The sequence below is a fragment of the Paenibacillus ginsengarvi genome (genome assembly GCF_003626695.1).
Classification (GTDB): domain Bacteria; phylum Bacillota; class Bacilli; order Paenibacillales; family NBRC-103111; genus Paenibacillus_AB; species Paenibacillus_AB ginsengarvi.
The window spans coordinates 1-13,358 of sequence record NZ_RBAH01000056.1; the positions used below are offsets into that span (position 1 = coordinate 1).

A 13,358-nucleotide genomic window follows, 5' to 3' on the forward strand; every position below is an offset into this window, starting at 1 on the left:
GAACTGGTGTTGCTTATCTCCGTTAACCCCCATCATAGTGGAATCCCTCCAAAAGAAAAACTGCATAGAATTTAAATTCTACGCAGCTCTCCAAAAACCTTTGAACGTTCTGTTTGTCAACAGCCCCTGATGGGAGCGGGGGTGTTCGTCGCATGTTGCGGCGCGAGCCTTGCGGGTACGATCCGTTTAAGCGTGTACCGGGTTATGGGGCGTGCCGTCCAGCGTTCCGGTTTTGGTCGTTTTGTTTTTATCTTTGTTATGTGGGCCGAACCATTTGCGCAGGAGCGGCAGCAGGTAGTAGTCTACACCGTACTTGCCGGCGTTCGTCGCGCCGACGAAGACGATGACGCCGATCAGTACCATCCACGGGTTCGTGCTTACAGTGCCGGCGAACAGGAACATGAAGTTCATCATCAGGCCGAAGAAGGCGGCTGCGGTCGTAAGCGCTCCGAGAATAAGGCCGAGTCCGACCAGGAATTCGCCGAGCGGGATCAGGATGTTAATGAGCTTGACGTTCGGCATGGCGAAGTTTTCCAGGAACGCCGTGAACGTCGGGTAGGTCAGCACGCCTGTCGCTTTGTCGGCTACCGGCTTGGCGATCGCGTTCTTCAGAAAGCCTCCGGCGTCAAAGCCGCCTGTTAGTTTGTGCCAGCCGGCCGTCATCCATTCCCAGCCGAGGTAGAGGCGGATGAAAAGCAGGGCGATGGCGGCGTAATTGTTTTCTCTCCAAAATTTTAACATGGTAATCATCTCCTTAATTAGTAAGTTATTTTTTTCACATAGTTGATTAAAAAAGAGTTGGTTGCTTTCCTGTAAGGAAGGAGGAGCGAGATAGCTGCATTTGAACGATCGTACCTGGCATGCTGCATCTTCCTTTCGATTTGGCTTTCGGGTTCGTTCTTGTTGAGCTTTTGTGTGGTTCGATTGGTTTTCCCTTCCACGTCTTTACTATACCACATGCTTGCCGGAGTGCATGTGATATAAATCACAAAGTTGTGAATTTCGCTGCATTATTTTTCCGCCGCGCCGAAAAGGAGGTGAGACCGTCCATCCGCCCGTTATCGAGAACGCCGAGGAAAGATCGGGGAACTCTGTTGAATGGAGCCTGTTAACGGTTCATTGCATAGCAGGGATGGAGAAGGACTGTTTGCAGGCATGGCTCGCAACAGCTTGATGTACTAGGAGTTTTGGAAAAATGGCGGTTAATCCCGCATGTTTCGTCAATTTTCGCAGATGCCCGAAGACCTATCGGGCGGCGTTCCGCTGGTTACTTGTGGTAATTTGGGCCTGAATCTAGTATGATTAGTAATAGTCGAAAAGGGCAACCTTGTCGAAAGACAATGGACGCAAAGCTGCAGGCCTAATGGTCGGATGACCGATGGCGGCTGGGCTGCCGAAGCACAAGGGATCTTCAAACTCCGCTCCGCGATGTAGAGACGTCCTGGCTTCTTTGGAAGTGGGAGGTCTCTTTCTTTTTTTCGACAATATTCTACAGCCGGAACCATTTGAGGAGGAGTTTGCTGGATGCGCTGTGATACATACAACGAGCTGGTTGGCAAAAAACTGATTCATAACGTTGTAACCGCTACCGGAATGGTGCTGATTCCCGAGCATACGATTTTGACGGACAGCCATATCGAGAAACTGGAGAAGTTCGGCATCGATCTGTTCGACATCCAGGTCGAGCTGGTGGAGGAGCCGGCGGGGCAAGAGCCGCCGAAGCCGTCCCGCATCACGGAAGAAGCGGCTGAGCTGCCAGTTCTGCAAACGGTGCGGGTGGATGCCGGCATTTTGGCGAAACGGGCGAATGCGAAGCTGCAGGAAATTGAAACATGCATTCTGAATACCGGTAAAATTCCGCTATCCGACATCGAGGAAAATGTGCTTCCGACGATTATGGAGGCAACCCAGAGCTGGAACATTTACAAGCTGTTCGCCGATTTGAAGGCGGAAGGGGATTTCCGCTTCAAGCACAGCATCGGCGTCGCCTTCATGTCTGCGGTGCTTGGCCGCTGGCTCGGGTTGGACGAGCAGGAGACGGCTAATCTGGCCATAGCCGCAAGCCTCAGCGACATCGGGACGATCCGGCTGCCCAGCACTTTGCTGCAAAAGCAGTCGGAGCTGCTGCCCCACGAGCGCGAAATTTTGAAGCAGCACACGATACTCGGCTACGAAATATTGAAAGGCTCCGGCCTTGACGAACGCGTGGCGCTTGTGGCTTTGCAGCATCACGAGAGGGAGGACGGCAGCGGATACCCTTACGGGATTAAGAGTGCGGAGATCGACCGCTTCAGCAAAATTGTGGCGATGTCGGACGAATATTTGGCGATGTCGTCCGAATGGCCGCTTAGACCAACGCTTCCGTTCTATAAGGTCATACAGCGTATGAATGAGGATATTGTCAAAAATCGTTTCGATTCTGTAATTGGGATGACGTTTATAAATCGGCTCATGTCGGCGCAGGTTGGAAGCGATGTCAGCCTGACGGATGGGCGAAGGGGGAAAATCGTGCTCATTCATCCGAACTATCCGACCCGTCCGCTCATTGCGCTTGAGGGGGCAGGGTTTATCGATTTGAACAAAACGGACTCGGTGCAGATCAACGAAATATTCGGCTGATGACCAAAAGCCGATTGTAAGCGTTTCATAATGTTTCAAAGCCGCCGGATGGCCTTGCGGACCATAATTGGAGAAAGGGGAGAAGCTGTCTGCCCCTTTCTCCTTTTTTTAGAACAGCAGCTTTATGCCGGGAGCTGTCCGTTTGCCTTCTCGATGATGGCCTCGATCTTTTTCTCCGCATTGTACATATTCATTTTGTGCCGGGCGTGCTGCTCCAGCTGCGTCATCATCGCCGCAAGCCGCTCCGAGGAGGCGTTTGCGTCATTTTGCTTCAGGAGCGAAGAGAACGTCTTCCAATCGGCGTCAATCGTTTTTTTGACTGCGCTTGCGGAAGCTTTCTCGGCTTGGCTCGTGTCGCGAAGCGCTTCGATCGCCTCGAGCGTCTCGCGGACTTTTTTCTGCTTGGCCGCAGTTTTCTCTTTGGCTGTCCGGTAGGCGGCATCCTTCGCCTTAATGTCCTGCTTGGCGAGTTGGACGGGGAATTTCAGACTGTCCGCTTGCAGCCGGAGCATTGTGTTCAGCTCTTTGCTCTGCAGCGGCTTCGCAGCGGCGATTTGCTTGTTAACCGCCGTGTAGCTGTCCAGCAGCGGCTTGTACCGCTCCTTCGCGCCATCGACCGCTTGTTTCAGCGGCGCCAGCTTCTCCTCGTCGATCCGCTTGATCTTCTCGCGCACCGCTTTGAGCGCCTCGTCGTTGCTGCGCCGAAGCGTACTCGTCCCTTCCTCGCGATCGCGGATGTGCTGCTGGAGCTCGAGCCATTCCTTATACTGCTTGTTCAGCCGCGTTTGCATCCCGGCTCCGGCGGCGGCCGTCATCGTATCAAACGATTTTTTTGCCGTAGCTGTAAGCTCGTATCCGGCGGCCATTGCTCCTGTGGCGAGATTCACGCACAGCCATAGGCTGGCGAGCGAAGCCGTAAGAAATCGCAGCGCGCGTATTCGCATCGTTTCACCTCCTTTCGGGGAGCGCAAAAAAGCACCGGAAAGAAAAGGCAATATATGCCTAATCTTACCGGTGCTTCCGACGTAAGCGTCTTTGCGTCTCGTTTCTGTAAAATATATCCTATCCGTTTCCGAGTGTCAAGGCGGTTGCCCAATAAAGTGCAGGAAAATAAAGGATTGACGCCGTTCGCCGGCGGTGCTACTATAAGTGAAAATAAAACACCTAAATTCCTATAGGAATTAAAGTGTTTGTCGACCGAACATACCGGAGACACCGATTTTTCCGCAGATTGTCAGGCGGAAGAAGCTGGTGTCTTTTGTCGTTCCGGTCCTGGCGATCCGGACGAACCGGAAGCCCGCCATTCCATAGAGGGAGCTTAGGGGAGAGATTCGGCATGGGAACGAAACCGAATGTGCTGTTCATCCTATCGGATCAGCACCGGTACGATTGCATCGGCTATAGCCGGGACTACCCGGTGAAGACACCGAATTTGGACCGTCTTGCGGCGGAAGGAGCGGCTTTCACGAACGCCTTCACGCCGATACCGCTGTGCTGTCCGGCCAGACAAAGCTTGCTGCACGGCAGAAGGCCGGAGAGCTTCGAGTCGTTTTGGAACGCCGATCTCGTACCGAACCGGGAGCTGGAGCCGTCGGCCTATACATGGCCGAGAGAGCTGCGGGAAAGCGGCTACCGGACCGGCTATGTAGGCAAATGGCACGTCAACCGCGAGTATGCTCCGACCGCCTACGGATTTGACGATTATGTAGGTGAACAGATGTACCGAGATTACCGGAAAGCCAGGTATCCGGATACCGCCTTTACGAATGGTTTTTTCGGCGAGACGGACCCGGCTGAGCTGGAGGATACGCGAACGCACTGGCTCGCGGACCAAGCGGTGCGGCTGCTCGAGTCATATGCGGCGGACGGCCGCCCGTGGCATTTGCGGCTCGATTTTCCGGAACCGCATCTGCCGTGCCAGCCTCATGCTTCTTTTCTGGCCCGTTACGATTCGGAGTGCATCCCGCAGTGGAGAAGTTTCTCCGAAAGCTTCCGGAACAAGCCGTATATCCAGCAGCAGCAGCTGCTGAACTGGGGGCTGGAGCATTACGCCTGGTCCGACTGGGAGCCGATCGTCCGCAGGTATTATGCGATCATTACGCAGCTGGACGCCGCGATCGGACTTGTGCTGGATGCGCTTGCCCGTCTCGGGCTGGAGCAGGATACGATCGTCGTTTACTCCGCCGATCACGGCGATATGTGCGGCGCACACCGGATGATGGATAAGCATTACATTTTGTATGACGACGTGGTGAAGGTGCCGCTTATCGTCAAATATCCGGGGCGCATTCCCGCCGGAACGAAGATCGACCGGCTCGTCTATAACTTGCTCGACCTGCCTCCTACTTTGCTGGAATACGCCGGACTGTCCCCGCATCCGTTCTTTCACGGGAAATCGCTCGCTTCGCTTCTAGCAGGCGAGTCCCCGGAGGGATGGCGCTCGGAGGTCGTATCCACCTACAACGGGCAGCAGTTCGGGCTGTACAACCAGAGGATGATCCGCGGTACCCGCTGGAAGTATATCTGGAATATGACCGATATCGACGAGCTTTACGACCTGCAGGTGGACCCGAACGAGCTGAACAACGTTATCGGCGAAACGCGGAACGAAGGCGTGCTGGCGGAGCTGCGGCTGAAGCTGTACGAGGAGCTGAAGCTTCATCAGGACCCTTTCCTGAAATTCGACTGGATGAAACGGCAGCTGACGGAAGGACGCAAAGTCGCCGTCCGCTAACACGAGGCCGATAGGACGCCGTCCGGGGAGCGGCGCCATAATCGAGGAGGGAATTCCGATATGAGACAAACATGGACCGCGACTCTTGTCGCGACTGTATTAACCGCAAGCATACTGGCCGCCTGCGACTCCGGGCAAACGGGCGGTGACGCCGCAGCGCCGAATACCGCAGCCGTATCCGCGCCGCAAGGCGTGTCATCGCAGCAAGAGAAGCCGGGCTCGGCCCCGTCCGCAGCCGCACCGTCCGAGTTCAAGCAGTCGCCCTTTTTCGAGGGCAAAGGGCTAGCCCTGGTTAAGGAACGGCTGCCGAAGGAGCCGAAGCTGACGAACGAGCTGCCGAAGGACTATTTAAATTACGAGATCGGCACGTACGGCGGGACGCTGCGAACGGTTCGCCAGGACCCGGTGAACGACTCGGACCTGTTCGTCGTCAACAACGAGCCGCTGGTGAACAGCCCCGGCGTGCTCGGTGAGGAAGTGACGCCGAATATCGTAAAAAGCTACAAGGTGAGCGACGACCAGAAACTATTTACGTTCACGCTGCGCGAAGGGCTGAAATGGTCGGACGGCCAGCCGGTTACGACGGCGGATGTGAAGTTTGCGGTTCAGGACGTGCTGCTGAACAAGGAGCTGACGCCTACGATCCCGCTGTGGCTGAAATCTGCGGCCGATGCGAACGGCCAGCCTTTTACGTTTCAGGCAGCGGACGATTACACGTTCACGATCGGTTTCGACCAGCCGTACGGAGGCTTTTTGATTCAACTGGCCGTACAAGGCTGGAGAGGCTATAACGACCTGCTCAAGCCGAAGCATTATTTGCAAAACTATCATGCCGCTTATACGCCGCCGGACAAACTCGAGCCGCTCATCAAGGAAGCCGGCTTCGCGCCCGGCGAGTGGGTGAAGCTGTTCACGGCGAAGGATGTGCTGAACACCGAGATTACATATCCGAAGGCGATCGGGTTTCCCGTGCTGACTCCGTACATCCAGACGAAATCCGGCGACAAAATCGAGTTTGAGCGCAACCCGTACTACTTCAAGGTCGATACGAGCGGCAATCAGCTGCCGTACATCGACAAGCTGCAGAGCACGCTTGTGCAAAATGCGGAAATGGTCAATTTGAAAATACTCGCCGGGGAAGTCGATCATTCCTACGAATACGTTTCGATTCCTAAGGTGCCGCTGCTTAAGGAGAACGAGAGCAAGGGCGGCTACAAGGTGTACATAAACAACCTGCACCGCACGGCGGGGGACATTCACCTGAACTTGACTTACGATGATCCGGTATGGCGGCAAGTGGTGCGGGACGTCAAGTTTCGCAAGGCGCTTAACCTCGCGCTCGACAAAAAAGAAATCGCGGACACGGTTTATTACGGCTTCGCCAAGCCGTCCCCGATCGAGGATCCGAACCGGAACGTGCAGGAGGCAAACCGGCTGCTTGACGAAATCGGGTTGAAAAAGGGGGCGGACGGATTCCGCGCAGGACCGGACGGCAAACGGTTTACGATTCCGCTGGAAGTTTCGTCGGCCTTCGCCGATTTCACCACGCTGGGCCAGCTTGTCGTGGAGCAGTGGAAGCAGATCGGGCTGGACGTCACGCTGAAGCAAATCGACAGCTCGCTCTGGACGAACCGGAACAAAGCGAACGAGCTGAAGGCGACGATCATGTACACGCCGGGTCCGGTGCAATGGTCGCGGCAGGAGTGGGGGCAGAACATCTGGGCGCCGCTGTGGGATCAATGGTGGAATTCCGGGGGCAAGCAAGGCGAGGAACCGCCGCAGGAAGCGAAGGAGCTGTTCCAGACCATATTCAAGCTGCGCGAGCTGTCGCTGCAAGACGCGCTAGTGAGACGCGACGACATCCGCAAAAATATCGGGGTGAATTACTGGTATTTCATTCACAGCGAAAATATCGCCGCTCCCGTGGCGGTTAACGCCAAAATCGGCAACATCTCCGACAAGGGCTGGGGCATCGGGCAAAATTTTGCCGGTGAGCAATGGTTTTTCCGCAAGTAAGGGGAGGACTTCTCCCGATTCATCGAATGGAAGGGAGCAACCGGCATGGCGGCTTATATCGGCAAACGGCTGCTGCAGCTCATCCCGCTGCTTATCGCCATCAGTATGATCGTGTTCGTCATCATTCAGCTGCCGCCCGGTGACTTTTTGACGACATACGTCGATCAGTTGAAGCTGTCCGGCACCGACGTCGCGGAAAGCACGATCGCCAACCTGACGGCGCAATACGGCTTAGACGAACCGATCTATATCCAGTATTGGCTGTGGATCAAAAATATCGTGCTGCACGGTGATTTGGGCACATCGTTCCAGTGGAATTTGCCGGTATCGCAAGTCATTGGCGACCGGCTGGCGCTGACGATGATCATTTCCGTCCTGTCGCTTATCATCGTTTGGGCGATCGCGATTCCTGCCGGCATTTATTCGGCGACGCACGCTTATTCGTTGGGGGACTATGCCATTTCTTTTCTTGGCTTTATCGGGATGGCGGTACCGGGTTTTCTGATCGCCCTCCTTCTGGTTTATTTCGTCTTCGATACGACGGGCGTTTCGATCACGGGTTTGTTCTCTCCCGACTATCAGGACGCGCCGTGGAGCTTCGCCAAGCTGCTCGATATGCTGCCGAGGCTGGCTGTCCCGGTCTTGCTCGTCGGGCTGTCGGGCACGGCCTCGCTCATTCGCGTCATGCGCGGCATGCTGCTCGACGAGCTGTCGAAGCAGTACGTCATTACCGCGCGGGCGAAAGGCTTGGCGGAGCGCAGGCTGCTGTTCAAATATCCGGTGCGGATGGCGGTTAACCCGCTCGTCAGCACGATCGGCTGGACGCTGCCGGCGCTCATATCCGGGGAAGCGATCGTCGGCATCGTGCTAAATTTGCCCACGACCGGACCGGTGCTGCTGAAGGCGCTCATGGTGCAGGATATGTACCTCGCCGGCAGCTTCCTGCTCATCCTGAGCGTGCTTACCGTCATCGGCACGCTGCTGTCGGATATCCTGCTTGCTGTGCTCGATCCGCGCATCCGATTCGGAGGTGCAGGCCCATGATCGCAGCGCTTGTCAGATACATGCACAGAAAGCGCCGGCAGTTCCCCGGAAGCGGCGGAACGGACGGCGGCGGGACGGCTCGGGGGGCCGAGGCGTACGAGGCTGCGTCCCAGTGGCGGCTCATGTGGTGGAAGTTTCGAAGGCATAAGCTGGCGATGATCGCGGTTCCGGTGCTCGCTTTGCTTTATGCAACGGCGATTTTCTGCAGCTTCCTCACTCCGACCGTACCGACCGCGCGGTTCGCGGATTACAAAAATGCGCCGCCGCAAAAAATCCGCTTCGTCGATCCCGAAACGGGCTTCAGCTTACGGCCGTTCGTTTACGGCATGAAGCAGGAGATGGACAAAACGACGTTTCGCCGGACGTATGCGGAGGATTCGTCGCGCAAACACCCGATCCGTTTTTTCGTGCGGGGCGAATCGTACCGGCTGCTCGGCTTGTTCGAGACGAATGTGCACTTGTTCGGGCTTGAGGATAAGGAAACGCCTTTACTGCTTCTGGGGAGCGACTCGCTCGGTCGCGATCTGTTTACCCGCATTTTGTACGGAGCCCGCATCTCGCTGTCTTTCGGGCTGGTCGGCGTCGGGCTTACGCTCGTGCTAGGACTTGTGATCGGCGGTATTTCCGGCTACATCGGCGGAGCCGTCGATACGGCGATCCAACGAACGATCGACCTGCTCGTCTGCATTCCGACGATTCCGCTCTGGATGGCGCTTGCGGCCGCGCTGCCGAGAAGCTGGACACCGCTTGAGACATATTTCGGCATGATAGTAATCTTCTCGATTATAGACTGGACCGGACTTGCGCGGGTCGTTCGGGGCAAAATGCTGTCGCTTCGGGAGGAAGATTTCACGCTGGCGGCCCGGCTGAGCGGAGCGAGCGACATGCGCATAATCGTCAGGCATCTGCTGCCGTCGTTCTCCAGCTATATTATCGTATCGACGACGATGGCGATTCCCTCGACCATTCTCGGGGAGACGGCGCTCAGCTTTCTCGGCATCGGCTTGCAGCCCCCGGTCGTCAGTTGGGGCGTGCTGCTGCAGGACGCGCAGAACTTGCAGACGCTGGCGCATCAGCCCTGGCTGCTGTGGCCGGCCGCCTTAGTAATCGTTACGGTGCTTATGTTCAACTTTCTCGGCGACGGACTCCGCGATGCGGCCGATCCGTACAAATAAGGAGGGGGCCGGGTGGAACGCGGCGACGACATTGTACTCAAGCTGAGCGGCGTGCGGGCGCATTTCCGCGTGAAGGAGGGCGTTCTGAAGGCGGTGGACGGCATCGACCTCGAGATCAGACGAGGCCGGACGCTCGGCATCGTAGGCGAAAGCGGCTGCTGCCCGCCTCCGCCGCCGTCAGCGGCGAAATGAGGCTGCGCCGATCGAAGGCGGGGCAGGGCGATATCGTCGATATAGGTAGCCTCGATCCGCGAGGTGAGGAATTGCGGCGCATTCGCGGCGGGGAGATCGCGATCATTTTTCAGGAGCCGATGAAAGCTTTCTCGCCGATCCATACGATCGGGGACCAGATCGTCGAGTCGATCCTGCTTCACCGGACGAAGGATCGAAGCGAGGCGAAACGTATCGCGCTCGAAACGCTGCGGGATGTCGGGATGTCGAACCCCGGCCAGCGGTTCGGCGAATATCCGCATCAGTTGTCCGGAGGGATGCGCCAAAGGGCGATGATCGCGATGGCTTTGGCCGGACGGCCGGGGCTGCTGATCGCGGACGAGCCGACGACGGCGCTGGACGTTACCGTGCAGGCGCAGGTGCTGCGGCTCATTAACGGGCTGAAGGAGGAGCACGGAACCGCGGTGCTGTTCATTACGCATGATCTGGGCGTCATCGCGGAAATGTGCGACGAAGTGGCGGTTATGTATTTGGGCAAGGTGGTCGAATCTACGGACGTGGACACGCTGTTTTACGGCGCGGTTCATCCGTACACGCAAGCGCTGCTGGCTTCGATTCCGTCGCTCGCGGGAAACCGGGATAGGCTGGAGACGATCGAGGGCACGGTGCCGATTCCCGTCGACCTGCCGGCCGGCTGCGGGTTTTTCGGCCGCTGCCCGAAGGCGCGTCCAGGCGTATGCGATGCCGGGGAAGTGCCGCTGTACGAGGTGAAGCCAGGGCATCAGGTGCGCTGCGTTCTGGCTGGTTCGGGGAAGGAGGCGAATCCGCGATGATGGATGAGCAGACGATTATACAGGTGGACGGCTTGACGAAATATTTTCCGATACGGCGCGGCTTATTCAAACGGTCGGCCTCTCCGGTGAGGGCTGTGGACGACATCCGCCTGACCGTGCTGCAAGGCGAGACGTTCGGGCTCGTCGGCGAATCCGGCTGCGGCAAGTCGACGCTCGGCAGATGCTTGCTGCGCGCGATCGAGCCGACCGGCGGGAACATTCGCTACCGCGACCGCGGCGGCGCCGAGATCGATGTGCGCGGTCTCGACAAGAAGGGGCTGAGGGCCATTCGGCGGGAGCTGCAGTTGGTGTTCCAGGACCCGTATTCCTCGCTGAACCCGCGAATGACCGTAGCGGAGCTTGTCGGCGAGCCGCTCATCTGCCATGGTATCGCCCGAGGCGGCGAGATGCGGAGGCGGGTAACGGCGCTGATCGAAACGGTCGGCCTCAGCGCCCGGCATTTGGACCGCTATCCGCATGCGTTCAGCGGCGGGCAGCGGCAGCGGATCGGGATCGCCCGGGCGCTGGCGACCGAGCCTCGTTTTCTCGTCTGCGACGAAGCCGTGTCGGCGCTGGATGTATCCGTGCAGGCGCAAATTTTGAATTTGCTGCGTGAATTGCAGCAGCGGCTCGGCTTGAGCTATTTGTTCATCTCGCACGATCTGGGCGTCATCCGGCATATTTCCGATCGGGTCGGGGTCATGTACGTCGGCAAGCTTGTAGAAACAGCACGCACGGAGGAGCTGTACGCGCATCCGTTTCATCCGTATACGGAAGCGCTGCTGTCGGCGAAGCCGATTCCGGACCCGCGCCGCAAAGCCGATCGGATCGTACTGTCCGGCGAAGTCGCGAATCCGGCGAACCCCCCGTCGGGCTGCTATTTTCACCCTCGCTGCCCTTATGCCCGGGACGTATGCAGAACCGAGGCTCCGCCGATGAAGCAGGTGAGCGCCGATCGCGCTGCCGCCTGCCATTTCGCCGGAGAACTGGGGCTGAGAGGAGCGCTGTAAGTTGACGAATACGTGGGTAATCGTGTTTCTCGTTATCGTTCCCGCAATGGCTGGTTTGATGGTCGTCTTCACATGGCTGTCGCATATTTCCGTCCAATACTCGATCGGCCGGAAGCACCGGGCTTTGGAGCAGATCCATTTGACAAGCCGGATTCCGTCCTTCTGGACCGAGAAATACGACCGGAAACTGCTGTCCCTGGAGCGGTACGGACCGGATGCGCCGAAGGCGGCCGAATGGAGGCGGCGCAGACGAAGCCGCGTATTGTCCGAGCTGGAGCGGTTGACCGAGTACACGCGCCGTACGAGACTGGTCGCGGAAGAGGATGTGCGAAGCGTGCTGCTGGACGATCTCGAGGCGCTGCGGCGCGAGTGGCAGGAGACGGCTCCGGCCGCCGGCCCTGTTCGTCGCGGATTCCCCGGAAATGCGGAATGGAGCCGCGAGGGTTGAACGGGGCGACGGGCGAGTATAGGTTGGGCGGTTCAGCCAGGTAGCTTACCCTGCGCTTCCGCCCGGCGCGGGGCCGCTACCTCCTGCGGGAAGAAGGCATACGAGACTAACTCTGCCCGTATGGCATGTAAGCAATGAGCGTTCGTTTCGTTATGCTGTCAATCAGGCCAAATAAGTGTCAGCGCGTTCGAATGCGAACAAGCCGCTTTCCCTCATAAACTGGGCGAGCAGATGCATATGTCCGGAGCCGTAAATGACGAGAATCCGGTCGCCCGGGGTGGTGATTCTCGCCATATTCGCATAAATGATCATATTGCGGCGGTACCAGTAATTGCACAGCCAGTCGATGCCGATATTACGCTTGCCGTCTCCGACCCGGGCGATCGTCATATACGACTCGTGATCTCTCCTCCAGTTCTCCTCGTTGTTGCTCCCGAGCAGCAGCTCCCTGATCGTTTTCTGAGCCATAGCGTTCTGAAAACGGGCGACTCCTTCTTCGCCGGAGGAGGAAAACTGCTTGTACAGCTCAGGGGCTTCCGTTTGGGCGTAATCGTACACATCCCCCAGGCTTACCCCTCCGAACCATTCGTTCCAATCGACGGCGTCGATTTTGTTTAGACCGAACTGTGCGGCGGTGCGGAAGCCGAGCTGGTACTGTTCGTTTGCAGGAAGCTCAAATTGTCCCGCGAGGTAAGAGCGGTACTGCTCGTGAAGCGTATCATCGGTATCGGCCAGCGCTTCGACGGCAATTTTGGTCGGACGGAAGCGGGCGAGCCGGTCCGTAACTTCCCGGATTTGCCGCTGTCTCTCTGGTGCGAGTACGTCGTCGGCTTGCACGTTGTACATATCGCGCCCTGGATTGCCCATATGGTAAGTGCCCAGCAGCAGCGCGGTACGTTTGAGGCCTTCATTCATTCGTATATCTCCCCCGGTCCGTGAGATTAGGAAGCTTCAATCCATCTTAACATATATGTAAAAATATAGGTGTTCCATCTTCTGAAAACTGTGGCGGCCTTAAGAGAGTATACTGCCGTGAGCGGGGCTAATCCGCGTAGCAGTCTTTTGGGCATCTTATTTTTCTGAATTATACTTTTTTAGGAATATAGAGTGTGTTTGGGACTCTTATTCCCATCATAACAGCCGCTAGCTCTTTAGCCCCCTAATTGAATTGGAGAGTACCGTAGGAAATCAGGTACACTATATTCAAGAGGTGAAGGGCCGTGAAAAAGAGGAATCATGTATATGAAGAAGTCCGAAATAAGGTAGCGCAAGAGGCGCTATCCGGGATTCGTACGGGCGTGCTTGCCC

The 13,358-nt window shown here is 57.2% G+C and carries 11 protein-coding genes and 1 riboswitch; of the genes, 8 read left to right on the top strand and 3 right to left on the bottom strand.

Going from position 1 to position 13,358, the window contains the following annotated elements; genetic code table 11:
* Positions 1–186: 186 nt before the first annotated feature.
* Positions 187–741 carry a DoxX family protein gene (locus tag D7M11_RS35720; RefSeq protein WP_120752041.1) on the bottom strand — a complete coding sequence of 185 codons (555 nt, stop codon included), beginning with the start codon at positions 739–741 and terminating at the stop codon, positions 187–189.
* Between the two features lie 569 nt (positions 742–1,310).
* Positions 1,311–1,398, top strand: a riboswitch (cyclic di-GMP riboswitch).
* Positions 1,399–1,524: 126 nt separating this feature from the next.
* Between D7M11_RS35720 and D7M11_RS35725 the strand changes: the two genes are divergently transcribed.
* A complete protein-coding gene (locus tag D7M11_RS35725) occupies positions 1,525–2,619 on the top strand; it encodes an HD-GYP domain-containing protein (RefSeq protein WP_120752042.1) in 1,095 nt (364 codons plus the stop codon).
* 122 nt (positions 2,620–2,741) lie between these two features.
* Here the strand turns inward: D7M11_RS35725 and D7M11_RS35730 are convergent, their stop codons facing one another.
* Positions 2,742–3,563: a hypothetical protein gene (locus D7M11_RS35730; RefSeq protein WP_120752043.1), complete on the bottom strand. Its 822-nt coding sequence runs from the start codon at positions 3,561–3,563 to the stop codon at positions 2,742–2,744.
* A 392-nt stretch (positions 3,564–3,955) separates the two neighbouring features.
* Between D7M11_RS35730 and D7M11_RS35735 the strand changes: the two genes are divergently transcribed.
* Genes D7M11_RS35735 through D7M11_RS35765 form a run of 7 tightly spaced genes read left to right on the top strand, consistent with a single transcriptional unit; the run spans position 3,956 to position 12,050 of the window.
* The gene (locus tag D7M11_RS35735; RefSeq protein WP_120752044.1) at positions 3,956–5,353 is read left to right on the top strand and encodes a sulfatase family protein; all 1,398 of its coding nucleotides are present in this window, start codon (positions 3,956–3,958) and stop codon (positions 5,351–5,353) included.
* Positions 5,354–5,413: 60 nt separating this feature from the next.
* Entirely contained in the window at positions 5,414–7,369 is a 1,956-nt protein-coding gene (locus D7M11_RS35740) for an ABC transporter substrate-binding protein (RefSeq protein WP_120752045.1), read from the top strand.
* 45 nt (positions 7,370–7,414) lie between these two features.
* A complete protein-coding gene (locus D7M11_RS35745; RefSeq protein WP_120752046.1) occupies positions 7,415–8,413 on the top strand; it encodes an ABC transporter permease in 999 nt (332 codons plus the stop codon).
* A 20-nt stretch (positions 8,414–8,433) separates the two neighbouring features.
* Complete coding sequence (locus D7M11_RS35750; RefSeq protein ID WP_120752049.1) at positions 8,434–9,588, top strand: ABC transporter permease; 1,155 nt, start codon at positions 8,434–8,436, stop codon at positions 9,586–9,588.
* The gene (locus D7M11_RS35755) at positions 9,501–10,592 is read left to right on the top strand and encodes an ABC transporter ATP-binding protein (RefSeq protein WP_476703841.1); all 1,092 of its coding nucleotides are present in this window, start codon (positions 9,501–9,503) and stop codon (positions 10,590–10,592) included. The genes D7M11_RS35750 and D7M11_RS35755 overlap by 88 nt, the downstream gene beginning before the upstream one ends.
* The gene (locus tag D7M11_RS35760) at positions 10,592–11,602 is read left to right on the top strand and encodes an ABC transporter ATP-binding protein (protein WP_120752050.1); all 1,011 of its coding nucleotides are present in this window, start codon (positions 10,592–10,594) and stop codon (positions 11,600–11,602) included. The genes D7M11_RS35755 and D7M11_RS35760 overlap by 1 nt, the downstream gene beginning before the upstream one ends.
* Before the next feature lies 1 nt (position 11,603).
* Positions 11,604–12,050: a hypothetical protein gene (locus D7M11_RS35765; protein WP_120752047.1), complete on the top strand. Its 447-nt coding sequence runs from the start codon at positions 11,604–11,606 to the stop codon at positions 12,048–12,050.
* A gap of 162 nt (positions 12,051–12,212) precedes the next feature.
* Here the strand turns inward: D7M11_RS35765 and D7M11_RS35770 are convergent, their stop codons facing one another.
* Entirely contained in the window at positions 12,213–12,965 is a 753-nt protein-coding gene (locus tag D7M11_RS35770; protein ID WP_120752048.1) for a DUF5694 domain-containing protein, read from the bottom strand.
* Between the last annotated feature and the right edge of the window lie 393 nt (positions 12,966–13,358).